This is a genomic window from Acinetobacter sp. ANC 4648 (assembly GCF_002135345.1).
Taxonomy (GTDB): Bacteria; Pseudomonadota; Gammaproteobacteria; order Pseudomonadales; family Moraxellaceae; genus Acinetobacter.
The window spans coordinates 153,778-178,500 of the sequence record NZ_NEGI01000006.1 but is presented as its reverse complement, the minus strand read 5'-3'; the positions used below and the strand labels follow the sequence as shown (position 1 = coordinate 178,500).

24 protein-coding genes and 1 riboswitch are annotated in these 24,723 nt (G+C 38.9%); of the genes, 17 read left to right on the top strand and 7 right to left on the bottom strand.

Annotated elements, in window-relative coordinates:
* Nucleotides 1-11 precede the first annotated feature (11 nt).
* The 5 genes from B9T27_RS11865 (at nt 12) to ftsW (ending at nt 5,144) form a co-directional block, all read left to right on the top strand.
* Nucleotides 12-293 (top strand): FeoA family protein, encoded by a 282-nt coding sequence (locus B9T27_RS11865; protein ID WP_086207078.1) that lies wholly within the window; start codon nt 12-14, stop codon nt 291-293.
* A complete protein-coding gene (feoB, locus tag B9T27_RS11860) occupies nt 290-2,152 on the top strand; it encodes a ferrous iron transporter B (RefSeq protein WP_086207020.1) in 1,863 nt (620 codons plus the stop codon). The genes B9T27_RS11865 and feoB overlap by 4 nt, the downstream gene beginning before the upstream one ends.
* A gap of 15 nt (nt 2,153-2,167) precedes the next feature.
* Nucleotides 2,168-2,419, top strand: coding sequence for a DUF6587 family protein (locus tag B9T27_RS11855; RefSeq protein ID WP_086207019.1), 252 nt, complete (start codon nt 2,168-2,170; stop codon nt 2,417-2,419).
* Nucleotides 2,420-2,578: 159 nt separating this feature from the next.
* Complete coding sequence (gene murD / locus B9T27_RS11850) at nt 2,579-3,925, top strand: UDP-N-acetylmuramoyl-L-alanine--D-glutamate ligase (protein ID WP_086207018.1); 1,347 nt, start codon at nt 2,579-2,581, stop codon at nt 3,923-3,925.
* A 22-nt stretch (nt 3,926-3,947) separates the two neighbouring features.
* The gene (gene ftsW / locus B9T27_RS11845; protein WP_086207017.1) at nt 3,948-5,144 is read left to right on the top strand and encodes a putative lipid II flippase FtsW; all 1,197 of its coding nucleotides are present in this window, start codon (nt 3,948-3,950) and stop codon (nt 5,142-5,144) included.
* Between the two features lie 194 nt (nt 5,145-5,338).
* Here ftsW and gluQRS read toward each other — a convergent pair whose 3' ends face one another.
* The 5 genes from gluQRS to thiC form a co-directional block, all read right to left on the bottom strand.
* Nucleotides 5,339-6,217, bottom strand: a complete 879-nt coding sequence (gene gluQRS, locus B9T27_RS11840; RefSeq protein WP_086207016.1) for a tRNA glutamyl-Q(34) synthetase GluQRS — start codon at nt 6,215-6,217, stop codon at nt 5,339-5,341.
* A 12-nt stretch (nt 6,218-6,229) separates the two neighbouring features.
* On the bottom strand, nt 6,230-6,760 hold the full coding sequence (gene dksA, locus B9T27_RS11835) for an RNA polymerase-binding protein DksA (protein ID WP_086207015.1): 531 nt from the start codon (nt 6,758-6,760) through the stop codon (nt 6,230-6,232).
* A 209-nt stretch (nt 6,761-6,969) separates the two neighbouring features.
* On the bottom strand, nt 6,970-7,776 hold the full coding sequence (cpdA, locus tag B9T27_RS11830; protein ID WP_086207014.1) for a 3',5'-cyclic-AMP phosphodiesterase: 807 nt from the start codon (nt 7,774-7,776) through the stop codon (nt 6,970-6,972).
* A gap of 18 nt (nt 7,777-7,794) precedes the next feature.
* A complete protein-coding gene (locus tag B9T27_RS11825) occupies nt 7,795-8,406 on the bottom strand; it encodes an NUDIX domain-containing protein (RefSeq protein ID WP_086207013.1) in 612 nt (203 codons plus the stop codon).
* Between the two features lie 75 nt (nt 8,407-8,481).
* A complete protein-coding gene (gene thiC, locus B9T27_RS11820) occupies nt 8,482-10,377 on the bottom strand; it encodes a phosphomethylpyrimidine synthase ThiC (RefSeq protein ID WP_086207012.1) in 1,896 nt (631 codons plus the stop codon).
* Nucleotides 10,378-10,491: 114 nt separating this feature from the next.
* A riboswitch (TPP riboswitch) is annotated at nt 10,492-10,632 on the bottom strand.
* A gap of 346 nt (nt 10,633-10,978) precedes the next feature.
* On the opposite strand from thiC, the gene phoU reads away from it, so the two are divergent.
* Nucleotides 10,979-11,704, top strand: coding sequence for a phosphate signaling complex protein PhoU (gene phoU / locus B9T27_RS11815; RefSeq protein ID WP_086202082.1), 726 nt, complete (start codon nt 10,979-10,981; stop codon nt 11,702-11,704).
* Nucleotides 11,705-12,235: 531 nt separating this feature from the next.
* Here phoU and B9T27_RS11810 read toward each other — a convergent pair.
* Nucleotides 12,236-12,505, bottom strand: coding sequence for an oxidative damage protection protein (locus B9T27_RS11810; protein WP_086207011.1), 270 nt, complete (start codon nt 12,503-12,505; stop codon nt 12,236-12,238).
* A gap of 10 nt (nt 12,506-12,515) precedes the next feature.
* Nucleotides 12,516-13,946, bottom strand: a complete 1,431-nt coding sequence (gene argH / locus B9T27_RS11805) for an argininosuccinate lyase (RefSeq protein ID WP_171263388.1) — start codon at nt 13,944-13,946, stop codon at nt 12,516-12,518.
* Here argH and B9T27_RS11800 point away from each other — a divergent pair.
* The 11 genes from B9T27_RS11800 to gspD all read left to right on the top strand — a co-directional run bounded on the left by B9T27_RS11800 (nt 13,937) and on the right by gspD (nt 24,684).
* The gene (locus B9T27_RS11800; RefSeq protein WP_086207010.1) at nt 13,937-15,091 is read left to right on the top strand and encodes a sensor histidine kinase; all 1,155 of its coding nucleotides are present in this window, start codon (nt 13,937-13,939) and stop codon (nt 15,089-15,091) included. The two genes, argH and B9T27_RS11800, sit on opposite strands and share 10 nt — an antisense overlap.
* A gap of 57 nt (nt 15,092-15,148) precedes the next feature.
* Entirely contained in the window at nt 15,149-15,886 is a 738-nt protein-coding gene (locus B9T27_RS11795; protein ID WP_086207009.1) for a LytR/AlgR family response regulator transcription factor, read from the top strand.
* Nucleotides 15,887-15,982: 96 nt separating this feature from the next.
* The gene (hemC, locus tag B9T27_RS11790) at nt 15,983-16,900 is read left to right on the top strand and encodes a hydroxymethylbilane synthase (protein WP_086207076.1); all 918 of its coding nucleotides are present in this window, start codon (nt 15,983-15,985) and stop codon (nt 16,898-16,900) included.
* A gap of 6 nt (nt 16,901-16,906) precedes the next feature.
* A complete protein-coding gene (locus B9T27_RS11785; protein WP_086207008.1) occupies nt 16,907-17,689 on the top strand; it encodes a uroporphyrinogen-III synthase in 783 nt (260 codons plus the stop codon).
* Nucleotides 17,686-18,522 carry a hypothetical protein gene (locus B9T27_RS11780; protein WP_086207007.1) on the top strand — a complete coding sequence of 279 codons (837 nt, stop codon included), beginning with the start codon at nt 17,686-17,688 and terminating at the stop codon, nt 18,520-18,522. Before B9T27_RS11785 ends, B9T27_RS11780 begins: the two co-directional genes overlap by 4 nt.
* A gap of 7 nt (nt 18,523-18,529) precedes the next feature.
* On the top strand, nt 18,530-19,723 hold the full coding sequence (locus B9T27_RS11775) for a hypothetical protein (RefSeq protein WP_086207006.1): 1,194 nt from the start codon (nt 18,530-18,532) through the stop codon (nt 19,721-19,723).
* 8 nt (nt 19,724-19,731) lie between these two features.
* Nucleotides 19,732-20,163, top strand: coding sequence for an acyl-CoA thioesterase (locus B9T27_RS11770; RefSeq protein WP_086207005.1), 432 nt, complete (start codon nt 19,732-19,734; stop codon nt 20,161-20,163).
* A 157-nt stretch (nt 20,164-20,320) separates the two neighbouring features.
* Nucleotides 20,321-20,647 carry an H-NS family nucleoid-associated regulatory protein gene (locus B9T27_RS11765; protein ID WP_086207004.1) on the top strand — a complete coding sequence of 109 codons (327 nt, stop codon included), beginning with the start codon at nt 20,321-20,323 and terminating at the stop codon, nt 20,645-20,647.
* Nucleotides 20,648-20,814: 167 nt separating this feature from the next.
* Nucleotides 20,815-21,558 carry a type II secretion system protein N gene (gene gspN, locus B9T27_RS11760; RefSeq protein ID WP_086207003.1) on the top strand — a complete coding sequence of 248 codons (744 nt, stop codon included), beginning with the start codon at nt 20,815-20,817 and terminating at the stop codon, nt 21,556-21,558.
* Nucleotides 21,558-22,406 carry a type II secretion system protein N gene (locus B9T27_RS11755; RefSeq protein WP_416224405.1) on the top strand — a complete coding sequence of 283 codons (849 nt, stop codon included), beginning with the start codon at nt 21,558-21,560 and terminating at the stop codon, nt 22,404-22,406. The genes gspN and B9T27_RS11755 overlap by 1 nt, the downstream gene beginning before the upstream one ends.
* Before the next feature lie 40 nt (nt 22,407-22,446).
* Nucleotides 22,447-24,684: a type II secretion system secretin GspD gene (gene gspD / locus B9T27_RS11750; RefSeq protein ID WP_086207002.1), complete on the top strand. Its 2,238-nt coding sequence runs from the start codon at nt 22,447-22,449 to the stop codon at nt 24,682-24,684.
* Nucleotides 24,685-24,723 lie beyond the last annotated feature (39 nt).

The following is a 24,723-nucleotide window of genomic DNA, read 5'->3' as shown; positions in this document are numbered from 1 at the left end:
GGTCAGATGCAATGCGTTTGTCAGAATTGAAAGTAAAGCAGACTGCAATTATTAGCAAAGTGAATCGTACTTCAGATGATAATTTGAGTTCTCCCGATCTTATTGCGAGCCGTTTGGAAACATTAGGTTTTGTACCAGGCACAGCAGTGCAGGTGATTACCAAAGGTATTTTTGGCGGTGACCCTATTTTAATTCAAGTGGGTTTTACCCGATTCGCACTGCGTAAAGTTGAAGCTGAAAAAATTGAAATTAATCTTGAAAATATCCGTACTTCTGTAGGAGTTTCCGCATGAGTAATGCATTACGTATTGCCTTGATAGGAAATCCAAACTGCGGTAAAACCTCTTTATTCAATCATTTAACTGGAACACGCCAAAAAGTTGCGAACTATGCAGGCGTGACTGTTGAACGTAAGACGGGTATTTTTAATTTACCCTCAGGTCGTAGTGTACGGGTCTTAGACTTGCCAGGCACTTATAGTTTAAATGCAACTAGTCCAGATGAAGAAATTACTCGTGATGTGGTGTTGGGTAAGATTAAAGAGGAACAACATCAAGATGCCTTTCTGTGTGTCGTGGATGTAACCAATTTAAAATTACATCTTGGTTTAGTGCTCGAAGTCATTGCACAAGGTAAACCAATTTTATTGGTACTTAATATGATGGATGAAGCACGCCGTCGTGGCATGCAAATCAATACTCAAAAACTGTCTCAGCGTTTAGGCATTCCAGTCGTTGAGACTGTGGCGGTCAAAAATTCAGGAATTGAAAATTTAATTGCTGCCCTAGATCAAGGTAAGTTCAGAACGCCAGATACAGAGTTAAGTGATATCGGAACTCAGGGTTCGAACCATCAAAAAGTGGATCAAATTCTTAAAGATGTTGTGAACTTTGTGAATCATGAAGATAAACGCACAGATTTCCTCGATAAAATATTTTTACATCCAGTTTTTGGCTTAGTTAGTCTTGCGGTAATGATGTTTGTAGTGTTCCAAGCAGTATTTTCTTGGGCCGCACCTTTTATGGATGGAATTGAAGCTTTATTTGGTCATTTGGGTGAGTTGATTGGCGCACATATTACACATCCCTTACTAAATAGTTTGGTGGTGGATGGCATTATTGCTGGAGCGGGAAGTGTGCTTGTGTTCTTGCCGCAAATTTTGATTCTATTCTTTTTTATTTTGGTATTAGAAGAGTCAGGTTATTTACCACGGGCGGCATTTTTGCTGGATAAGTTGATGTTTAAAGCAGGACTCAGTGGTCGTGCTTTCATTCCTTTACTCTCAAGTTTTGCGTGTGCAGTTCCAGGGGTAATGGCGACTCGGAGTATTAGTGATCCACGAGATCGTTTAGTGACGATACTGGTTGCACCTTTGATGACTTGTTCGGCACGCTTACCAGTTTATGCACTTTTAATTGCAGCCTTTATTCCATCAACAACAGTCTGGGGAATTCTAAATCTGCAAGGTTTAGTCCTCTTTGGTCTGTATATGGCAGGTATCGTGAGTGCATTGTTAGTGGCATTTGTCTTAAAATTTTTCCAAAAAGATAAATCACAACATGCATTACTGATGGAATTGCCGAGTTATCGTATTCCAGATATTAAAAGTATTTGGATTGGGTTGTTGGATCGTGCCAAAATTTTCTTAAAGCGTGTTGGTGGCATCATCTTCGCCTTATCTATTTTGTTGTGGTTCCTATGTACTTTCCCGCAGGCTCCTGATCAGGCTACATTACCTGCGATTGATTATAGTTTTGCAGGGATGCTTGGGCATATCATGCAACCGATTTTTGCACCAATTGGCTTTAATTGGCAAATCTGTATTGCACTGATTCCTGCGATGGCTGCACGTGAAGTTGTCGTCGCTGCTTTAGGCACGGTATATGCTTTATCTGCAACCAATGATGATGCGATTGCACAAGGGTTATCACATTTAATTAGTGCGGATGGTACGGGGTGGTCATTGGCAACGGGGCTATCGTTATTGGTTTGGTTTATCTATGCACCGCATTGTTTAGCGACTTTAGCGACAGTCAAACGTGAAACAGGCTCGTTGAAAATTGTTACGGGTATGACCGCATATTTATTTGGTTTGGCTTATTTAATGTCATTCCTTACCTATCAGATTGCATCACGTTATTTCGGTGTATAACCGCAGGAGATTGAGATGATTGAATTACTGATTATTACCGCATTGGTGCTTTGGAGCGCCGTTGTAGTGTTTAAAAAGGTTTTTCCAAAAACTGCAAATTCAGTTTTTATGTCTTTGTCAAACAGTTGTAGCAAGCAAGGTTGGTCAGCTTTGGCCAAATGGCTAAAGCCTGCAGCAGTGATGGGCTGTGGTGGAAGCTGTGGTTGTAGTAGTGATGAATCGGACAGTCCTAAAAAGACAGAAGTCCAAGCGGTGAAATGGAAATAATACTTTTTGCTGAATTAAATTTTAAAAGCCATCAGAAATGATGGCTTTTTTACGCACTGACACAAAAAACTATACAGAAAGTTAAAACAGAAAAAGCAATAAAATCGGCAAAGTGCTAACATTTTGCAAGTTTAAAAAAATCAAATGCTGGTGGGCAAAATGTTAATACAACGTGGTGGTTTAAAAGTCGTGGCTGGACTTGGGATTTCAGGAGTTTCAGCAGTTAATTTTTTACATGACAAAGGCTACCGCGTTGCTGTAACTGATTCCAGAGAAGTCCCGCCTGGACATGATCAAATTCCTGCTGAAGTGCAAACCTATTTTGGTGAATTTAATCAAGAATTATTACTCCAAGCTGAAGAAATTATTATTAGTCCTGGGCTTGATCCTAAGCTTCCAGAAATTCAGATTGCGATTGCAAAAGGTATTCCTGTTGTCAGTGAAATTCAAATTTTACGTCGTGCAACCGATAAACCGATTATCGCGATTACGGGCTCGAATGCTAAAAGCACAGTCACGACGTTGATTGGTCTTATGGCGCAAGAGGCTGGGGTTAAAGTGGCGGTAGGCGGTAACTTAGGTCGCCCTGCATTGGATTTAACCAAGGATGATCCAGACCTTTATATTTTAGAATTATCAAGTTTTCAACTTGAAACCACATCGCATTTGAATGCAGAGGTCGCAGTTGTTCTCAATATTAGTGAGGATCATTTAGACCGCCATGGCGATATGTTTGCTTATCACACTGCAAAACATCGTATTTTCCAAGGTGTGAAAAAAGTGGTATTTAACCGTGATGACTCCTTGACTCGTCCGTTGGTACCAGATGTTACGCCAATGCAAAGTTTTGGTTTAAATGCACCTGATTTGAATCAGTACGGTATTCTCAAAGATGATGATGGCACCATGTGGTTAGCACGTGGTCGTGAACGCCTCTTAAACAGTGCAGATATGTATATGCAAGGGACACACAATATGGCTAATGCATTGGCCTGTTTGGCACTCGGTGAAGCGATTGGTTTACCACGAGACTCTATGCTTGAAACATTAAAAACTTTTAAGGGTTTAGAGCATCGTTGTGAGTTTGTCAAAGAAGTGCATGAGGTTCGTTATTACAATGATTCTAAAGGCACCAACATTGGTGCTACTTTAGCGGCAATTGATGGCTTAGGTGCTGCTATTGAGGCACAACACGGTAAAGTTTTGACTATTTTGGGTGGACAGAGTAAAGGTCAAGACTTTACTGCGCTACGTGACTCGCTCCATAAGTATGCCAAGCTTGCAGTGTTGATTGGTGAAGATCGTTCCATTATTGAGGCAGCGATTCAAGGCACAACGTCAATAATTCATGCAGAAAGCTTAAAGGAAGCTGTGAAAATTTGTCAGCAGCATGCGCATGCCAAAGATGTGGTGCTATTATCACCCGCTTGTGCGAGTTTTGATATGTTTACTGGCTATGTACAACGTGGTCATCAGTTTGTTGCTTGTGTGAATGAGCTCAACTAAGAATAATCATAAGGAATAGAATATGGCTGGGTTAGCTCAGACGACCATAAGTAAAATTAATCAAGTATATGAAAAGTGGTTACCAAAGATTCCAGCTGAGCTTACTGCTCGAAATGTCTTGATCTTTTGTGTAATTATGTTGCTATGCATTGGTTCTGTGATGGTGGCTTCAGCATCTATGCCTTATGCAGAACGTATGCATGAAGCACCATTTCACTATGTCATTCGTCATGCAATTTCTATTGTTGTTGCGGCGGCGGCGGCGCTGTTTGTATATAAAATTTCATTAAATGTTTGGTTTAAAAATACCTTCCCATTTTGGTTGCTTACCATTTTGTTACTGCTGGCTGTATTACTGGTGGGAACAGAGGTCAATGGGTCTACACGCTGGATTCGTATAGGTGGTTTTACCTTACAGGCGACGGAAGTCGCTAAGGTCATGATGGCTATTTTTACCGCTGATTATGTGGTGCGACGGGCTGAGGAAGTTCGAAATAATATCAAAGGGTTAATCCGCTTAGGTGCGGTGATGCTGATTACGGTGGGACTGATTATTGCTGAGCCTGACTTAGGGGCAACAGTGGTAATTGCGGCGATGATGCTAGGAGTTTTCTTCCTTGCAGGAGCACCCTTAATTCAATTTGGTATTGCGTTTGGCGCAATTGTATCTGCCTTTGTATTTTTGATTGTGTTTGAGCCATATCGTTATGAGCGTTTGATGTCATTTTCGAATCCATGGGCAGATCCATTGGGTACTGGTTATCAACTCTCGAATGCTTTGATGGCATTTGGCCGCGGTGAGTGGTTTGGTGTCGGTTTAGGGCATAGTATCCAAAAAATGTCCTATTTGCCTGAAGCACACACCGACTTTATGTTGGCGATTCTGGGGGAGGAGTTTGGCTTCTTTGGTATCGCAACCGTATTAACGCTGTCCTTCGTGATGCTGGCATGTTGTATTCGTATTGGTCATCGTGCCCTACAGCATCAATATTTACGTGCAGGCTATTTAGCTTACGGAATCAGTATTATTTTCTTATTACAAATTTTGGTAAATGCTGGCATGAATATGGGAATGTTACCGACCAAAGGTTTGACTTTACCATTTATTAGTTATGGGGGATCCTCTTTAATCATGTGTGCCGTTATGATTAGTTTGATTTTAAAAATTGATGTCACCACACAAAAAGCTAATCCATCGAGAGAAGAATCGAGTTTCTAAATTTACTTCAATTACGGCAAAAAATGGTGTGACTACATATTGTGATCACACCATTTTTTATTGAAGTCATGTGCAAAATAGATCAAAAATTTCGGAGATTCAATTTTCTCGTTTCAGAATAAAGACTAGGATGAAAACATTTAGTTTTATAGTAAATAGTTTGCTTTAATTTGAAAGCTCAGCGGTAAATGAGCTTATTGATAGATGTCATTCATCTGAGTGCCCTGTGGAATATGTTGTATGTTCCACTGAGCGACTGCCTGAGCCAACATTTTGTGTGGTTGATCTAAGTCCACTGGACGTTGCCCTAAGGCCATAATGGCATGCTGAAGTAACTTGGGTGCATTTTGAATATCTAAGGCGAGTGCTAAATTTTGTTTTGATAATTTTTGGCCCTGAGCATTCATGGCTAAAGGTAAGTGCATATATTGTAGCGTCGGATAACCAAGTAACGAACCTAACCAAATTTGACGTTCCGTATTATCAAGTAAGTCTGCGCCACGCACGATATGGGTCATGCCTTGCAGATAATCATCAACGACTACCGCTAATTGATAGTTAATAATACCATCGCGGCGTTTGAGAACAAAATCACCGAGTTGCTCTTTTAAATTGCAACAATGCGTGCCTTGCAAACGATCTGTGAAGCAAATATTTTGATCCGATACTTTAACCCGAATAGCATGCTGTTCAAAAGGGAGTTTTAAGTCTCGGCAGGTACCTGTGTAGATATGATTTGGACCTAATATTTTACGAGTACATTGGCAGGCATAAATGAGATTTTTTTGTTTGAGCTGGGTTAAGACATGTTCATAAATATCAAGGCGATCTTTCTGAAAAATAATGTCAACATCCGATTCAAATTCGAACGCATCCAGACACCGTAGAATGTGCTGTTCACTGCCAGGATAGATGCGAGGAATGTCAGTATCTTCAATGCGGACAATCCACGTCCCTTGCTGTGCTTTGGCATCGCAATAGCTAGCGACAGCGGTAATCAAAGAACCAAAATGCAAAGGGCCGGTTGGCGATGGCGCAAACCGACCCGTATAACGGTGATCTTGGGTCAACATGAATGACTCAAATTAACCGTTATTTTGCTTTTCTTTGATTTCTGCTAATGTTTTACAATCGATACATAAAGTTGCAGTTGGACGTGCTTCTAAACGACGTAAACCAATTTCGATACCACATGTTTCGCAGAAACCGTAGTCATCATTTTGAATAGCTTCAATCGATTGTTCAATTTTACGAATCAATTTACGTTCACGGTCACGTGTACGTAATTCAATCGCAAATTCTTCTTCTTGCGTTGCACGGTCATTTACATCGGGAAGTGAAGATGATTCATCTTGCATGGTGTTCAAGGTGCGATCAACTTCAGACATGAGTTCAGTTTTCCACGCAAGCAAAATTTTACGAAAATGCTCGAGTTGCCCCTCAGACATGTACTCTTCATTTTTTTTCGGTTGATAAGGTTCAATACCAAAAAGGCTTGCTGTAGTACCGCCTTCTGATGCCTTTGGCTTAGTTTTACGGACACGTTTCGTAGCTTTTTCGTCTACAATAGCATCTGTTTTTTCATCTAAGATTTGGTTTTGGTTGTCAGTCGCCATAAAGGGCATTCCTCATCATATACGTATATCTATACGCAAAAAATATGGTGATATGCAAGTATTTTTATCGCTGCCGATAGAATGTTGCCATCGGGGGTCGTCATCATATAGAGTTTTTACCAAAGATGAAAGCCATGAATCCAATGATTTGACTTAATGCATATCTTGATAGGAGCAATAACTTAATGGAAAAAATAGCAAATGGAAAGCTAATAACCTGAAATTTCCTGCATTATTTTTTGGCTAAAGTTTTTAAGTCGGAAAACTTTAGTTTCAAACTCACCATTTTCTTTTAAATGTAAATACCGATAACCTGGAGCCATATCGTCCAAAGCGAAATCATGACTAAACGGTTTAAATTGTACACAGGTTGCAGGGCTAGATAGAAATTGAATTCCATTCCATATATAGGTTGAATCTTGGTGTACATGTCCGTAAATGACTGCTTTGATATGGTTAAAATTTTCTAAAATTTGAATAAATTCTTCTGTGTTTTTGAGCTGATGCTGATCGATCCAATGTGATTTCATTGCAAAAGGATGATGGTGACAGGCTAAAATAATATTTTTATTTATGTGCTGTTCAAGAATTTGTTTCAGCTGTTGTAGTTGCTCTGTTTGAATGTAACCGTCAGTTTGTCCTGATACTGCGCTATTTAATAAAATAACACTCCACTCACCCAGTTCAATCACTGTTGGGGTGGGATTTGGGGTATGAAAGGGAAAGAGCGCGAGATCGTCATGATTGCCTGGAATTTGGAAAAAAGGAATTCCAAGTTTTTGCATATAGGTTTGATAGCGTGCGTACGTTCCTGGATTGGCAATTTGTGCCAAATCACCTGTATGTACAATGGCATCTATATGCGAAAAACGCTGTAAGATATCATCTACGACGGCATGAAAATTTTGTTCCGGATTAATATGGACAAATTCCGTCTCAGGGTGATCCATGAGATGGGTATCTGTAATTTGAATAATAATTTTATTCTGTAAGTTCGGTGGTTTGAATGTCGGCATGTCTTCCCCTAGACACATTTATAATGTAGATATATGTTGCTTAAGCCACTGTAAAGCCATAATAACAGGCGCATTACGTAAACGATTACTATTTAATAATATATTTAGTTCTGAGTATTGAATTAAATGTAGTTTTATATTTTCACCTTCATCTGGAATACCAAAAATACCACCTTCGGAGGGGAGTCTGCTTTGAGCGCTATATAAATGAAAAATTTCATTACAGGCACCTGCTGAAGGGTAGAAAGTAAATAAATGTTCTAAGTGATCGACTTCACAGCCTGACTCTTCAAGACTTTCTCGTTTTATACAACTTTCTGGTGATTCATTGCCATCAAGTACGCCTGCAATAATTTCAAGTTGCCAAGGTGAGTCAATATCTAGTATTGCACCGACTCGGAATTGTTCAATTAAAGCAAACTTTTGTTGTTGATCATCGTAAATTAAAACCCCAGCAGCTTCTTTACGTGCTATCAATTCTCGTGAAATGACTGGCGTATATGTATCTTGATTAAATAGACGATGTTTAAAACATACTTTTTCAACTTGAACAAAACCTCGAAACACAAATTCACGTGATTCTATTTTAAAATCTTTGTGGCCATAGGTTGCGTGTTGAAGAATATGCATAAACTCAATCAGAATGAAATGTACTTATTTCATCCTAACTGAGAATTACAGGAAGACAAATATTTTTTTAAAACTTTATACTTTGTGGTACAACTTTTGTCCATGTTCCTGATAAGCGGTTTTCATCGCTTCGAGACCTGCTTCAACATCGGAATTAGACTCTTTATGGAGCTTGGCAATATTTTGATTTTGCGCATAATCACGCACATTCTGTGTGATTTTCATAGAGCAAAATTTAGGCCCACACATTGAACAAAAGTGTGCAGATTTATGTGCTTCTTTGGGCATGGTTTCATCATGCATAGAACGTGCAGTGTCAGGATCTAGACTTAAATTAAATTGGTCATCCCAACGGAATTCAAAACGTGCTTTAGACAGTGCATTATCACGGACTTGTGCACCTGGATGGCCTTTGGCTAAATCAGCCGCATGTGCTGCAATTTTATAGGTAATGATGCCATCTTTAACATCCTTTTTATTTGGTAAGCCCAAATGTTCTTTTGGTGTGACATAACAAAGCATGGCTGTGCCATACCAACCGATCATCGCTGCACCAATTGCCGATGTAATATGGTCATAACCTGGTGCAATATCTGTAGTTAAAGGGCCTAGGGTATAGAAGGGCGCTTCTTTGCACACTTCAAGTTGTAGATCCATATTTTCTTTAATCATATGCATGGGCACATGCCCTGGACCTTCAATCATGACCTGTACATCATGTTCCCAAGCACGGTGCGTGAGTTCACCTAAAGTACGCAGTTCGCTAAATTGAGCTTCATCATTGGCATCTTGAATACAACCCGGTCGTAGACCATCACCTAAGCTAAATGAAACATCATAGGTTTTCATGATTTCACAGATGTCATCAAAATGGGTATACAGGAAGTTTTCTTCATGATGTGCCAAACACCATTGCGCCATGATTGATCCACCACGTGACACAATGCCTGTTAGACGATTTGCAGTGAGTGGCACATATCGTAAAAGTACACCTGCATGAATAGTAAAATAATCTACCCCTTGTTCGGCTTGTTCAATTAAGGTGTCTTTAAAAATTTCCCAAGTTAAATCTTCAGCAACACCATCAACTTTTTCTAAAGCTTGATAGATGGGTACTGTTCCGATAGGAACAGGTGAGTTGCGAATAATCCATTCACGTGTTTCATGGATATTTTTACCGGTAGATAAGTCCATGATCGTATCTGCACCCCAGCGGGTTGCCCATGTCATTTTTGCGACTTCTTCATCAATTGAAGAGCCCAGTGCAGAGTTCCCAATATTAGCGTTGATCTTCACCAAAAAATTACGACCAATAATCATGGGTTCAATTTCAGGGTGGTTGATATTGGCTGGAATAATGGCTCGTCCTTCAGCAATTTCCTTACGTACAAACTCTGGAGTGATTTCTTTAAGATTTTTTGCACCAAAATTTTCACCTACGTGTTGGCGCATATCGACCCCTTCACGTTGACGCTGATTTTCACGAATTGCAATATATTCCATTTCAGGCGTAATGATACCTTGGCGTGCATAATGCATTTGCGTCACATTTTTGCCTAATTTGGCGCGGCGTGGCTTTTGAATATGGGCAAAACGAATATTTGCAGTACGAATATCATTAGCGCGTTGTTGGCCAAATTCTGAAGATAGGTTGTCTAAACGTTGAGTATCTTGGCGTTCCTCAATCCATGTTTCACGGACAGAAGGTAAGCCTTGATTCAAGTCAATTTGAATGGATGGATCAGTATATACCCCAGAGGTGTCATAGACCATGACGGGTGGATTGTATTCACCACCCAAACCTGTAGGTGTATCTGAAAGCGTAATAGCACGCATGGGGACTTGAATGTCTGGGCGAGAACCTTGAATATAAACTTTTGATGACGCGGGTAAAATTCGAGTCAGATCTTTGGCATCTTGCTCATGTTGAGCAGAAATAGGGGCTGAAGATAGATTCGTTAATTGGCTCATTGCAATGATCCTTATGAATGACATCAACGAATCAAGCACGACCAAAAACGTAGCAGATTTATCTTATTTCTCAAGCTAGTTTGAATTGAAAAAATAGATAAATTGAGGGCTTAAGTTTTCAGATGGCTTGATTCCTACGCAGGTCTTAACCTGATCAGGTTCAACGGTACTTGTGTTTAAGTTTTTTCTTATCAAAAGATTAGAAGAAACTGACACAATCTCAGCGAGGATTTACTCGCGCTCCGTCAAGCTATGCGAGAGATATTATCATGTGATGTGGATAAAAACACTCACATTAAAGATCTCTTTTAAAGGCAGCTGTACACAATGACTTCGCTATTTTTAGTGGTTTTAGGGGGTGACGCTGCCTGATTTATAGAAAGTCTGAATGTTTAGATACCAACAGATTGATTCATTCAATATAGATTTTAAATATAATAATTGAATATGTTTATTGGGTAGTAAATAGAAGACGAACTTAGCCATATAAATACTCATTTTGTGCTGAATTAATCATCTTTTGTCATCAAAAATTCATATTAGCTATGTTTTAATATTCACTAATACTATTTTCATTTCGCTGCAAGTGGAGTAAGTCATCTTGAGCCCAAGCAACCCGATTTTAAATCATCATATTTCTTCGCAATTTAATGAAGACTTACAAGATGTAAATACTAAATTTATGACTATGGGTGGTTTAGTTGAGCAACAAGTTGCGAATGCGATTCATGCTTTACTTGATACCAATGCGAATTTAGCCATAGAAGTGCAATTTCAAGACAATATTGTCAATCGCTATGAGCGTGAAATTGATGAGGCTTTAACCCTAATTTTAGCGCGTCGCCATCCTGCTGCAATTGATTTACGTATGGTGATTGCTATGAGTAAAGCCAATACAGATTTAGAGCGAATTGGTGATGAAGCGTCAAAAATTGCCCGAATTGCCCAAAATTTATGTGAAGAAGGTGAGTCGCCACGCGGTTATATGGAAACGCGCCATATTGGAAACCAAGTTCGGGTGATGATTCATGAGGCGCTAGATGCATTCGCTCGGGTAGATGCAGAGCAAGCCTTAAAAGTATTACTTGCGGATGCGGACATTGATCGTGAATATCAATCTGCTACACGGACATTGATGACTTATATGATTGAAGATCCTCGTTATATTAGTCGTGTGATTAATGTGATGTGGATCTTACGCTCTTTAGAACGTATTGGTGATCATGCTCGTAATATATCTGAGCAAGTCATTTATATGGCAAAAGGTTTTGATGTACGTCACACCAGCGTCGAAGAAATTGAAGAAAAGGTTCAAAATAGTCATTAATTAAAAAGAGTTAAAAAGCTTTGAAATATTCAGGGCTTTTTTGTTGCTAAATGACATCTATTTATTTGAAAATCTTTTAAAGAAAATTAAGACAAAAAAATTCCTAGATTTTGGGGAAAATCTAGGAAATAAAGCTTAAAACTCAATGTAATATCTTTTGAATTAACATTTAGTTTGTTAAATCTTATGTATTTAATATAGTGCTGTTATCTGTAAAAGTCATTGCTCATTTTGTGATGCTTTGTAAGTTTTTATTGTTAAATGTATTTTGCATCATTAAATTGAAGTGATTTGTTAGCTAGGTCTTATGAAAATTTTTTGATTTAAGATAAAACAAGTTGGAAAAATAATAAAAGGCTGCCTAATGTAAAAAAATCCCCACTGAAGTGAGGATTTTGATTTGAAATATAAATATGAATCGAAAAATACGACAGATCAGATTTATCTAAGTGTTCTAAATAAAGTTAAAGAAGCACTTGATTATGTGGAGCCCAAGCATAGTATTTAGACGCAGCAGAGCTCCCTTTATATTTACTCAGGCTTCCAACCTTCAGCTTTTTCGACACTTTCGTCGTTCGCGAAGAATTTTTCACGTTGTTCTTCTAAGAACTGCTTAGCTTCAGGTTCAAAGACATTTAAGCGTTTCTCATTAATCAGTGTGGTTTGGTGTTGTAACCACTCTTGCCAAGCTTGTTTGGAAACAGAGTTAAAAAATGCTTCACCTTTTGGGCCAGGAAAGGGTGCAAAAGCTAAGCCTTCCATGTCTTTTTGATATTTACGGCAAAATACTTGTCGAGTCATCTTTCAATCCTTAAGCGTAAAGTTTTTCTAAGCGAGTGTAAGCACGTTCAATAGCTGCTGCAACTTGGTTTGGTGCAGTACCACCAATATGATTGCGGGCATTCACAGATGCTTCTAAAGTTAAAGCTTTCTCAAATACATCAGCTTGAATTAAGCCAGAGAACTGTTGTAGCTGTTCCAGCGTAAGTTCAGATAAATCTTTACTTTCTTGTACACCTAAAGCCACAGCCTTACCGACAATTTCATGTGCATCACGGAAAGCTACGCCATTTTTAACTAAATAATCAGCGAGATCAGTTGCTGTTGAGAAGCCACGTAATGCTGCTTCACGCATGATCTCGATATTTGGAACCAGAGCTGGAATCATGTCCGCAAATGCCATGAGTGAACCACGAACGGTATCAATTGCATCAAATAATGGTTCTTTATCTTCTTGGTTATCTTTGTTATAGGCTAAAGGTTGACCTTTCATGAGCGTTAAAAGACTCATTAAGTCGCCATAAACACGACCAGTTTTACCACGGATCAGTTCAGGAACATCTGGGTTTTTCTTTTGTGGCATGATTGAGGAGCCAGTACAGAAACGATCTGGAATGTTTACAAATTTGAATTGAGCTGAAGTCCAAAGAATCATTTCTTCAGACATACGAGATAAATGCATCATGATCAACGATGCCGCAGCATTAAATTCAATCGCAAAGTCACGGTCAGAAACTGCATCTAAAGAGTTTTCACATACAGCTTCAAAGCCTAATAGCTCAGCGGTATAGGCACGCTCAATCGGGTAGGTTGTACCCGCAAGCGCAGCAGACCCTAATGGTAGGCGATTGACACGTTTACGACAGTCAATTAAGCGCTCAGAATCACGAACTAACATTTCAAACCACGCCATTAAATGATGGCCAAAGGTCACAGGCTGAGCCGTTTGTAAATGAGTAAAGCCAGGCATAATAGTATCGGTATTTTTCGCAGCTAAACCCAGAATGCCTTTTTGTAATTTTTCCAGTAGTTTTAAAATTGCATCAATTTCATCGCGCACATATAAACGAATATCTGTCGCGACTTGGTCGTTCCGGCTACGGCCAGTATGTAGTTTTTTACCTGTGATACCAATACGGTCGGTTAAACGCGACTCAATATTCATGTGTACATCTTCGAGCTCAATGCGCCACTCAAAGTTGCCTGCTTCAATTTCTGTTTGAATCGTGTTTAAACCGTTGATGATGTCATCACGTTCTTGTTGAGTGAGTACGCCAACTTTGGCCAACATCGTTGCATGTGCAATAGAACCCGCAATATCTTGTTTATAAAAGCGTTGGTCAAATTGCACAGATGCTGTAAATTCAGCAACAAAGGCGTCAGTAGCTTCAGAGAAACGACCGCCCCACATACCCGAAGTTTGGGCTTGTGACGGATTTGAGGAATTAGATGATGTGGTCATGTCGGCTCAGTAAAATAAAAAGCAGTAGGTTTAAGCGGAGTATAGCAAATTCGAGTTCACTTGCCGAAGTTCAACAGAAGGAATCTAGTAGAAAAAATCAACGAAATTTTAATCATTCCTATTTTTTTAGCAAAAGAGGGAATTGGCAGTATTTAATTGAATTGTTCATTGCTAGTAATGTGTTGGCTTTGCTTATCGCACTTGCAGAAGCTCAGTCATGGGGAAACTTAAAAACCAGTCATGTTGTACAATATATATTATATATCAACTGGGTATTGCTGGCTTTTGTGGCTTTGGTTGATTTTTTTCAGAAAAAAATACACAGAATTAGTGCGATTGCTCGTGCTATTTTTGGCTTTTTTTTATTGCAAGGAATCGTATTTTTCACCACAGTTATTTTAAATTTGGTTGGTTACTGGGGTGCTTACTTCAGCTTACAAAATTTGTCATGGCCAAACTTGAGTGAAAACTTAGTTTTGCATCTGAGTTATGGGGTGTTGTTGGGGGCATTTTGCTTGCGTTATATTTATATGCGTGAGCAATGGTTATTGCAACAAAATAGTGAGTTGAATGCCCGTATACAAGCGATGCAGGCACGCATACATCCACACTTTTTGTTTAATAGCTTGAATAGCGTGGTGAGTTTAATCAGTATTGATCCTGATAAAGCTGAACAAATGTTGATAGATCTTTCGCGGTTATTTAGAGCCAGCTTTCAAGAGTTAAAACTGGTCAGCTTAAATGAGGAAATAGAATTATGCCGTCATTATATTGCGATTGAACAAATTCGACTGGGCGATCGTTTACAGGTTGAGTGGAATATCCAACAACCATTACAACTCTTACAAGTTAAAATTCCCTTACTAACGTTACAACCATTAATTGAAAATAGTATTTTTCATGGCGTTGAGAAAAGAATAATCAGCGCTAAAATAGGCATACTGGTTGAAATATTGCAAAATCAAGTCACTATAGTCATTACTAACCCGTTTATACAGGATAAAATAACAGTTAGAGAAGGACATGGTATTGCAATAGAGAATGTAAAGCAGCGTTTAAAAGCGCACTTTGGCAATAGTGTACAATTTCGGAGTTATGCAAGTAAGGAATTGTTTACGACCATTATTCAGTATCAAAATAAATAAAACAAATCAGCGTTAACACACTAAAATAATCATTGTTAACAGGGACAAGGAGGTAAAATGGACATCCTCATTTGTGATGATGAGCCACTCGCAGTGGAGCGTTTGTCTCGATTAGTATCGCAATTAGGACATCATGTCATTGCGACAGCACAACATGGTTTACAAGCGTTAGAAATGGTTCAGCAATATGAGCCAGATGTCATCTTGCTTGATATTCAAATGCCAGAAATGGATGGTTTAACTTGTGCACAACATTTAAGTTTATTAAATCCTATGCCTGCTGTGGTGTTTTGTACAGCTTATGATGCACATGCTTTGCAGGCGATTCAATCTCAAGCAAAAGGATATTTGCTGAAACCTATTGCAAAATCAGACTTACAAACTGTTTTAGACAATGTCACGAAACTAACTCAAGCTCAAATCTCTAATATAGAACAAAAAGAAATCATGGAAGAAAAAACACAAAGACAGCAGATTACTGCAAAAACCTATCGTGGACTGGAATTGATCCCCATTGAAAATATTTATTATTTTCTTGCAGATCAGAAATACGTTACGGTTAGGCATAAAAATGGCAGTGTATTGATTGATGAAACCTTGAAAGATTTAGAGCAAGAATTTGCACATAAATTTATTCGAATTCACAGAAATGCATTAATTTCATTAAATTATATAGATGGAATGGAAGTCGTTACCTCTGGGCAATACCAAGTACGTTGCCGAGAGCTAAATGAAAAATTGGCTGTTAGTCGACGGCATTTGCCGCTTCTTCGAGAGCGGATGCAAAACTTATGAAATTTGTATGAATTTAAACGATTTTGGATAATTTACTTGCATTTTTAAGGTATCCGGTTAAGTTTAGAGTGTTTAAAGTTTGGCTACTCTGAAATGATGAAAACCTTGAAAATAGCAACCCGTCAAAGTCCGCTTGCATTATGGCAAGCGGAGCACATTCGTGCCCGATTAGAGACATTGCATGCAGGTCTGCAGGTTGAGCTCGTCACTTTCGTGACGCAAGGTGATAAAATTTTAGATACGCCATTGGCTAAAATTGGTGGCAAAGGTCTGTTTGTGAAAGAGTTAGAGGCTGCATTGTTAGATGGTCGTGCGGATCTTGCTGTGCATTCGATGAAAGATGTTCCTATGCAATTGCCTGAAGGCTTAGAGCTTGCAGTCATGTGTGAGCGTGAAGATCCTTTTGATGCTTTTGTTTCAAACCATTATGAAACATTTGAAGATTTACCCCAAGGTGCCAAATTAGGTACTTCAAGTTTGCGCCGTAAATGCCAAATTTTAAAACAACGTCCAGATTTAGACGTGATTGACCTGCGTGGGAATGTGGGTACACGGTTATCAAAATTGGATGCGGGATTGTATGATGCGATTATCTTGGCAAGTGCAGGCTTAAAACGCTTAGGACTGCATCAGCGTATTCGTCATGCACTCGCACCAGAACTTAGTCTGCCCGCAGTGGGTCAAGGGGCTTTAGGTTTGGAATGCCGCAGTAATGACCATGCTGTATTGGATTTAATTCTACCTTTGATGCATTCAGAAACGAATCTATGTGTACGTGCAGAACGTGCCTTTAATGCATATTTGGAAGGGGGTTGCCAAGTTCCAATTGCAGGCTATGCAACATTATCTGGACATGAATTGAGCCTTGAAGGGCGTGTGGGGAGTGTTGATGGTCAAACACTACTTTATGGTCTGGTTAAAGGTTCTCCTGATCAAGCTGAACAATTAGGTGTTCAACTGGCCCAAGATTTGTTAAATCAAGGTGCGGGTGAATTACTCAAAGCATTACATTAACTAGTGATGCAATTTATTAATACTCGACCCGCAGATCGTGCCCAAGCATTAACTGAGTGTTTGGTACGGTCAGGTATTCAGGTAGTTGATTTACCTTTATTGGAACTGAAAGCCTTCCCATATACAGAAAAATTACAACAACTGTATGCGCAACTCTTAGAAACGCAAATTATTGTCGTCGTTAGTCCAACTGCGGTTAATATTGGGATGCAATATTTACAGCAAAGTGGCGTGTTGCAATCACAATTGGATCATATTCAATGGATTGCTGTGGGACAAACCACGGCTCAGAGCTTAGAAATTTATGGAATTCAAAGCCTCATTCCAGCAGTAGAAAGCTCTGAGGGGATGTTAAGTTTACCTATTTTTCAAGACTTACCTCATTTGAAAAAAATTGCATTTTGGCGAGGAGAGGGTGGGCGTCAATTTATGATGCAACATTGTCTTGATCATCACATAGAGGTGCTCAATTTTTTGTTATATGAACGTTATTGCCCAGAAAGTACCGAGGCCAAATTTTCTCAATTGGTTGCTACCTTTTCTAAAAATCCACAAATATATTGGATGTGTGTGAGTAGTGAGGCCAGTTGGAAAAATTGGTTGTCTTTATGCCGTGAACACCCTTGTCTATTGCAAAGTTGCCATTATTTAGTGTTGGGTGAGCGTTTGTATCAAGTTTTGCAACATGATAAAAATAATGCACAATATCATTTTAAGCTCAGTAAAATCTTAAATTTACAACCCAATACAGTACTTGAGAAAATTGCTGAGTTACAAAGGGAATTATGAAAAAGTTTATTTATGTCTTATTTTTAGTCGGTATTGCATGGCTGATTAAGTTGAGCTATGACTTTTATCAAATTTCAGCCCAAGTTGAGACTTTGCAAGCGACTTTACATCAAAGCGAACAACAAAACGCCCATTTAAATGACCGTTTGGTGGCCATTCAAAGGCAAGCTTTGGGGCAACAAGATCAAAGCTTGGCAACAGATTCAAAGCAGATTAAAACTGAAGTGGCATCAGGCTTAAGTCCAAATTTTGTGATTCAGCAGCAATTAGAGCTGGTTCAGTTTGCTCTACAGCAACAGCAATACGTCTATGCTGTTGAAAAATTGAATCAGTTGGAACAGGCACTTGAACACTATGCACTGGCTGATGCTGTCAAAAAAAGTTTGCATCAAAGTATTGAACAAGATAAACAAAATATTCAACAGTTTGTATTAGCACGGAATGCGCAACAAACATTATTAGAAGATATTTTGCATCAATTAGACCAAAAAATCGCCGAGGAAATTGAGAGTACACAATTAAAGCCATCTAGCCATGTGGCTGAACATTTTTGGCAAAAATGGTTTCAAATTGATGTGGTGACACAAGCATCAGCAGAATTGGTAAACCGAAAAATCATTTTAAAAGAAACACAGTTGCGCATTTTGTTGGCTCAACAGGCTTTAGCACGTGGGGAAGCACTTGAGTATCAATCTATGTTGAATCTTGCAATTCAGCAATTAAATGCTTTACCTGATGCTGCAAGCCAGCAACTCAAACAACAGTTAATTAATCTGAAACAAATACAAATGCTTCCTGTGCCGAAGCTGAATAGTACAGCGATTTTGGGGTAAGCATGTTATGAAACAGATTTTACTTGCATATGCTCTGGTTAGTTTAATCATGATCGCAATCATGAGTGTGATGAGCTATGGCGCAGGTGCGGGCTATGTATATCTGTTATGGCATGGGATTCAAATTCAAACCAATGTCTGGATCGTGTTATTTTTAATGATTATTATCAGCCTATTTTTACAAATAGCATGGTTGATTTTAAAGCGAGCCATTCATCAAGAGAAACGTCAGTTAGAACAGGTATTGAATTTTAGTCATCTACATCCATATGAGCAATTGGGGGTGATTTGGATTTTAGAAGGTGAAGAAGAACAGCAGGAATTTGTACAGCAGGTCTTTGATCAGTCTGGTTTACTAAAGCAAATCGTATATGCACGGCTTAAATACAAGCAAAATCAATATACTGAAGCTTTGATGGAGCTAGAGCGCAGTCCAGCATCGGCATTTGAGCTGGCTGAGATTCAACGCATAGAAATTTATTTAGCACAAAATGATGCGCAACAGGCATTAACCCATTTAGAGTTTTTAAACGGTCATGCTTTATCACCTTGGTTGGATCAGGTGAATTTGGCCTATACGCAACGAATGTCAGAGCTATGGGGGATGTACGCGGTACAATTCCCTTGGCAATATTTGCATTCAACACAATTTGGTCAATTAAATACGGCGATGAAAAATGATTGGTTAGTCCAGATATTGGGGCAATTTGAGCAAGCCAATTTAGATGAAGTTGAACTTTTACAGCAACGTTATCTTGAGTTAAAAGAACATATTGCAACATTATCTTTTGATACTAAAAAGCTATGGTTAAAAGTATTATCTCGATTATCTGAAATGGGCCAGCAACATCAAGATTTGGCATTACAGATACTTGAGGAGCAATTTGATCAAGATGTATTTTATATGTGGTTTCAGCAACAGTTATTGAAACAAGTACCTGAATATGATGTGCTTGAACAAAAAATTAATCAGTTTGAAGAAAAATATCCGAGTATGCCAGTATTTAGTTTTGCAAAATGGCATATATATACTGCCACTGGGCGAATGGATCAGGCAAATGCATTATTAAGTCTTTATCCTAAAAATAGCTTGATGAATTATTTACGAATTAAAGCGACATTTAATGGTAATGAAGAATTAATTCAGCAGCTTAATTCAGTATTTGAAAAAGATACCAATTTTATTAAATTTAAAATATGAGAATAGTCATGGATGAACTTTTAAACTACCCTGTCATTTATGAGCAAACCGTTGCTTGGGGAGATATGGATGCTTTTGGTCATGTGAATAATGTGATTTATTATCGCTATATGGAAAGTGCGCGTATTGCTTATTTTGATCAGTTAAATATTTTTACACAGAATATTTATACAGTGGTTTCTTCTAATCAATGTCAGTATTTAAAACCAGTATTTTATCCAGATCGTTTAAAGATTGCTGCGCGAGTCGATGAAATAAGGAATAGTGCGATGCGTATGCATTATATTTTATGGAGTGAGAAACAAAATGCAATTGTTGCAACAGGAGATGCTGTGATTGTATTTGTTGATCCTGTTGAAATGAAAAAAACCTTAATCCCAATTGATATTAAAGAAATGATATTAAGTTTAGAACAATCGGTTAATCATGAATTAAGTTAAGCATGTCAGTATATAAATATTTTGCTTATTTTAAGCGTTTATTTTTTCTGTTTTTTTATGTTGTTTTAACGAGCAGCATGTATTGATTGTTGGTATTAATAAAAATATTATAAGCATGAAATTGTTTTTAATAATTATTCAAACTTATGGAGTTTAAATGATGCCAGATATTAGTAATTTATCCGTTGAAGAGTTAAGACGTTTAACCGTACAAGCAGAAGCGTTGATTGAATCTAAAAAAGATCAAGAAATTGAAGATGCTTATAATAGTATTATGCAAATTGCAGAAACTGTAGGCCTAAGTTTAGAGCAATTGATTGAATATGGTACACAGAAACGTAAGAAAACTACGCGTAAAGCAGTAGAGCCACGCTATCGTAATAAAGACAACAGTGCTGAGACTTGGACTGGACGTGGTAAGCAGCCACGTTGGTTGGTCGCTCAACTTGAAAAAGGTGCTAAATTAGAGGATTTCTTGATTTAATTTAACCGAATTGTCATTCGAGCACTTTAAAATTAAAAAAACCAAGCAAGATTGCTTGGTTTTTTTATACGAGTGAATTGGCGATATGTAAAATATATGCATAATGGGTGTTGAATAAGGGCATCAGCTCACATGGAAGAATAAATGAATAAATTGGTAAGTGTTGGATGAAGAATAAATCAAAACAAATAACTTGGTGGATAATTGGGGTTATCGCTTTTTTAGTTTTTGTATTGTTACAAGTCCCAGCATCATGGTTGATTGCAAAATTTTATAAAGATAACCAAGTCCTACAGAATGTCAGTGGTAATATCTGGCAAGGGCAGGCCGATTGGCGTAAAGGTAATCTGCGCGGATCGGTGGCATGGAAAACACGACCTCTAGATTTAATTTTATTTCGACTTGGTGCCAATTTAGATATTCATAGTGGTGAAACGCAGTTACACGGTATTGCTGCGTATGGATTAGGCAAAAAAATTATTATTAAACAAATGTCGGGGCAAATTGCACCAGAAACATTAAAATCAATCGTGAATTGGCAATGGCCCACAAATGCGATTCAATTGACAGATATTCAATTTAATTTAAATAAAGATCAGGGCTTCAGTGATACAGCTGGAACATTGCAATGGGCGGGTGGTGAGCTAATTTATACCTTTGGTCAGCGCCAAGATCGTATGAATATGCCGTCTTTGGCGGGGCAATTGAAAGATGAGTCAGGAAAGTTACAGTTCGATATTCAAGATCAGCGTAGTCAAAAAATGGCCAATATCGGATTGGATCAAAGTATGATGTTGGATATTCAGCTGACACAACGCTTATTACTGAATGTACCCTCTTATGATGGGAAAGCTGGTTTAGATACTTATGTCATTAGCAGTAGACAACCGCTTGTACAAGGTGGTTTTTAATGATGAATATGCAAGCAAAGTTTGAAAATATTGCTTGGGGAAAAGCAGATAAACTAGCACCCTTTGTATTATTGTTACTTATTCTGGCGTTATGTTGGAAATTAGCTTCGATATTTTGGTGGGTTGTTGCTCCACCTCAAGTGATAAGTCCTGAACCCATTACTTTAGGTTCACAGCAACAACTCGTTCCGAATATTTCTGGATTTGCATTGTTCTATGAAGCTGGATCGGCTGTGGCTAAAGCCGATGATCAGCTACAAATGCAGTTACAAGGCGTTGTACTGGGTTACCCGAGTCGTTATTCCTCCGCCGTAATTAAAGTCAATGAAGTTGCTGACCGTTATGCGGTTGGGCAAAGTATTGATGGTAGTTCTTACCAGTTGGCTGAAGTATATTGGGATCATGTTGTTTTAAAACAAAGTAATGGTTCGGTACGTGAATTAAAATTTAAAGGCATTGAAAATTTAAATCAGCCGATGATTTCGCCTCAAACGAGTAACTCAACGAATTCATCAACCACACCTGAAAATAGTTCGCCTACCAATTCTGAGCAAAATGCACTGGGGCAAGCTATTCAGAAAATGAATGAAGATCGTGATGCCTATATGAAAAATATGGGGGTGAATACTGCTGGTGGACAAGGTTATGAAGTGACTGATCAAACACCATCCGCGTTAAAGAGTAAATTGGGGCTCAGGTCAGGGGATCGCATTCTTTCTCTAAATGGACAAGCAGTCGGTCAAGGACAAAGTGACGTACAACTGTTAGAACAAGCAAAAAAAGAGGGAAAGGTGCGCATTGAAATTAAGCGTGGTGATCAGGTGATGACCATTCAGCAAAGTTTGTAAATGTTAGGCTTGCAAATAAAATTAGGAAAGATAATAAGTTATGGCATTTTTGAATCATCATCGACCACTTTGGGCTTTAGTTGCTGCGGCACCGATGCTTGCTGTAGTCAGTACTGCAACGCAAGCACAGACTTGGAAAATTAACTTACGTGATGCTGATTTAACTGCATTTATTAATGAAGTTGCAGATATTACTGGTAAAAATTTTGCTGTAGATCCACGTGTGCGCGGAAATGTGACGGTTATTTCAAATAAGCCTTTAAATAAAAATGAAGTCTATGACTTGTTTTTAGGGGTCTTAAATGTAAATGGTGTGGTTGCTGTTCCATCGGGGAATACCATTCGCTTGGTTCCAGACAGCAATGTCAAAAATTCGGGTGTGCCTTACGATTCGAGTCGTAATGCACGCGGTGATCAAGTCGTGACCCGTGTGCTTTGGTTGGAAAATACCAATCCAAATGACTTAATTCCTGCATTACGACCTTTAATGCCTCAATTTGCGCATCTTGCAGCCATACAGGGCACTAACGCACTGATCGTCTCTGATCGTGCCAGTAATATTTATCAGTTGGAAACCCTTGTTCGTAATTTAGATGGTACTGGGCAGAATGATATTGAGGCAGTGACATTGCATGCCAGTCAAGCCGAAGAAATTATTACTTTGTTAGAGTCAATGTCTACCACGGGGGCCTCAAAAGATTTTGCGGGGTCGCGAGTTCGTATTATTGCCGATGCACGTACCAATCGTATTTTAATTAAAGGCGATACTGGAACTCGGAAACGTATCCGACAAATGATTGAAATGTTGGATGTTCCCTCAGCGGATCGCTTGGGTGGATTGAAAGTCTTTAAGCTGAAGTATGCCAGTGCTAAAAATTTATCTGAAATTTTACAAGGTTTAGTGACAGGTCAAGCCGTAAATTCCAATTCGAATTACTCATCTTCAAGTAATAATTCAAATAATGGCATGAGTAACTTACTGAATAATAATTCCTCTAGTAACTCTGGTTCCAATGGTGGTTCAAGTATTTCTACGCCTTCGATTAGTTTGAATGGTGGTTCTAATAAAAGTAATCAGAATAGTAATGTCAGTAGTTTTAATGCCAATGGTGTCAGTATTATTGCAGATGGTTCGCAAAATGCATTGGTGGTCAAAGCTGATCCGCAATTGATGCGTGAAATTAGTGCTGCGATTCAACAGCTGGATGTACGCCGTGAACAGGTTCTGATTGAGGCCGCAATTATTGAAGTGGCTGGAGATGATGCTGATCAATTGGGCGTCCAATGGGCATTGGGTGATTTAGCCAGTGGTGTGGGCTTAGTAAACTTCTCAAATGTTGGTGCAGGTATTGCCAACTTAGCCGCGGGATATTTGACTGGTGGGGCTGCTGGTTTAGGTGCTGCATTAACCTCGAGTAAAAACGGAGTGGGTTCTGTTATTGGTATTGGGGATTATAAAGAGGGTGCGGATGGTTCACGTAAACTCTATGGCGCACTGATTCAAGCCTTAAAATCCAATGTGAAATCAAACCTCTTGTCTACACCATCCATTGTCACTATGGATAATGAAGAAGCTTATATTGTGGTGGGTCAGAATGTACCTTTCGTAACTGGGTCTGTCTCAACTTCTGCAACGGGCGGGAATCCTTATACCTCAGTAGAACGTAAAGATGTTGGTGTGACGTTGAAGGTGATACCACATGTGGGTGAGGGTGGGACGGTTCGTCTTGAGGTCGAGCAGGAAGTTTCAGCTGTTCAAGACAAAGGTCAGGCCACAGATTTAGTCACCAGTAAGCGCGCTATTAAAACCTCAGTTTTAGCTGAGCATGGTCAAACTATTGTTTTGGGTGGCTTGATTTCAGACAATAGTATTCATAGTCGCCAATCTGTACCCGGTTTAGGCTCTCTTCCAGGTATTGGTTACTTGTTTAGAGCAGATAATAAAGTCGCTGAGAAGCGTAATCTACTGGTATTTATTCATCCAACGATTGTGGGTGATAATGCGGATGTACGCCGTATAGCACAGCAACGCTATGATCAATTGTATAGTTTGCAATTGGCCATGGATAAAGATGGTAACTTTGCCAAGCTTCCTGAAAATGTAGAAGATGTTTATCAGCAACGGTTGCCAATTACATCCAGTCTTACTTCACAGCCGAAAGTTGAAAACTATCAAGCTGTACCATCGGGTGGAACCATGTCTAAGGGTGTCGTGACAACACCCCTTGCGATTGAAGCACCTGTGCAGAAAGTAACAGTAGAGCTAGTACCCGATTGAAGTGAATAACATATTGATAACAGTGTTATCTATGTCTTG

Excerpts from the sequence above, each read along its gene's own strand:
- B9T27_RS11865 (WP_086207078.1), top strand. The coding sequence starts at position 12 with ATGCGTTTGTCAGAATTGAAAGTAAAGCAGACTGCAATTATTAGCAAA.
- feoB (WP_086207020.1), top strand. The coding sequence starts at position 290 with ATGAGTAATGCATTACGTATTGCCTTGATAGGAAATCCAAACTGCGGT.
- B9T27_RS11855 (WP_086207019.1), top strand. The coding sequence starts at position 2,168 with ATGATTGAATTACTGATTATTACCGCATTGGTGCTTTGGAGCGCCGTT.
- murD (WP_086207018.1), top strand. The coding sequence starts at position 2,579 with ATGTTAATACAACGTGGTGGTTTAAAAGTCGTGGCTGGACTTGGGATT.
- ftsW (WP_086207017.1), top strand. The coding sequence starts at position 3,948 with ATGGCTGGGTTAGCTCAGACGACCATAAGTAAAATTAATCAAGTATAT.
- gluQRS (WP_086207016.1), bottom strand. The coding sequence starts at position 6,217 with ATGTTGACCCAAGATCACCGTTATACGGGTCGGTTTGCGCCATCGCCA.
- dksA (WP_086207015.1), bottom strand. The coding sequence starts at position 6,760 with ATGGCGACTGACAACCAAAACCAAATCTTAGATGAAAAAACAGATGCT.
- cpdA (WP_086207014.1), bottom strand. The coding sequence starts at position 7,776 with ATGCCGACATTCAAACCACCGAACTTACAGAATAAAATTATTATTCAA.
- B9T27_RS11825 (WP_086207013.1), bottom strand. The coding sequence starts at position 8,406 with ATGCATATTCTTCAACACGCAACCTATGGCCACAAAGATTTTAAAATA.
- thiC (WP_086207012.1), bottom strand. The coding sequence starts at position 10,377 with ATGAGCCAATTAACGAATCTATCTTCAGCCCCTATTTCTGCTCAACAT.
- B9T27_RS11810 (WP_086207011.1), bottom strand. The coding sequence starts at position 12,505 with ATGACTCGACAAGTATTTTGCCGTAAATATCAAAAAGACATGGAAGGC.
- B9T27_RS11800 (WP_086207010.1), top strand. The coding sequence starts at position 13,937 with ATGTGGTCATGTCGGCTCAGTAAAATAAAAAGCAGTAGGTTTAAGCGG.
- argH (WP_171263388.1), bottom strand. The coding sequence starts at position 13,946 with ATGACCACATCATCTAATTCCTCAAATCCGTCACAAGCCCAAACTTCG.
- B9T27_RS11795 (WP_086207009.1), top strand. The coding sequence starts at position 15,149 with ATGGACATCCTCATTTGTGATGATGAGCCACTCGCAGTGGAGCGTTTG.
- hemC (WP_086207076.1), top strand. The coding sequence starts at position 15,983 with ATGAAAACCTTGAAAATAGCAACCCGTCAAAGTCCGCTTGCATTATGG.
- B9T27_RS11785 (WP_086207008.1), top strand. The coding sequence starts at position 16,907 with ATGCAATTTATTAATACTCGACCCGCAGATCGTGCCCAAGCATTAACT.
- B9T27_RS11780 (WP_086207007.1), top strand. The coding sequence starts at position 17,686 with ATGAAAAAGTTTATTTATGTCTTATTTTTAGTCGGTATTGCATGGCTG.
- B9T27_RS11775 (WP_086207006.1), top strand. The coding sequence starts at position 18,530 with ATGAAACAGATTTTACTTGCATATGCTCTGGTTAGTTTAATCATGATC.
- B9T27_RS11770 (WP_086207005.1), top strand. The coding sequence starts at position 19,732 with ATGGATGAACTTTTAAACTACCCTGTCATTTATGAGCAAACCGTTGCT.
- B9T27_RS11765 (WP_086207004.1), top strand. The coding sequence starts at position 20,321 with ATGATGCCAGATATTAGTAATTTATCCGTTGAAGAGTTAAGACGTTTA.
- gspN (WP_086207003.1), top strand. The coding sequence starts at position 20,815 with ATGAAGAATAAATCAAAACAAATAACTTGGTGGATAATTGGGGTTATC.
- B9T27_RS11755 (WP_416224405.1), top strand. The coding sequence starts at position 21,558 with ATGATGAATATGCAAGCAAAGTTTGAAAATATTGCTTGGGGAAAAGCA.
- gspD (WP_086207002.1), top strand. The coding sequence starts at position 22,447 with ATGGCATTTTTGAATCATCATCGACCACTTTGGGCTTTAGTTGCTGCG.